1 protein-coding gene is annotated in these 354 nt (G+C 59.3%); it reads right to left on the bottom strand.

The window, feature by feature from the left end:
- On the bottom strand, positions 1–124 hold a 124-nt coding region (locus tag LHP98_RS19340), incomplete at its 3' end, for a DnaJ domain-containing protein (protein WP_227254171.1).
- Between the last annotated feature and the right edge of the window lie 230 nt (positions 125–354).

Raw genomic sequence — 354 nt, 5'->3', positions numbered from 1 at the left:
CCCTTGCGTCATCGGGATGCAGATCGGGATGATGCGCGCGTGCAAGCTTGCGGTAGGCCTGCTTGATCTCGGCAGCCGTCGCGGTGCTTGACAGGCCAAGGGCGGCGTAGGGTTCAAGCGGCATATGCACGTCATCTCGGTTTTGGGGGGTCAGGGCGACCCTGTGCGCGCCCTGACCAGATCGCCTTCATGTCACACGAAGGCGCGGCGATTTTGCTGATCCAGATTGTCCGTCGTCGAGAGATTTGGAACAGTCGACCTGATTTTGGAGCAGAGGGCTCTGGCTCACCTGTTTCAGGCTATGCGGCTTGACGCTGATGGTTCAAGCGGCGGTTTTGGATGGTTTGCTGTTTG

The sequence above is a fragment of the Rhodobacter sp. Har01 genome (assembly GCF_020564565.1).
Taxonomy (GTDB): Bacteria; Pseudomonadota; Alphaproteobacteria; order Rhodobacterales; family Rhodobacteraceae; genus Pseudogemmobacter.
Note: the sequence above shows the minus strand (reverse complement) of the source record. Positions and strands in the feature narration are given on the sequence as shown.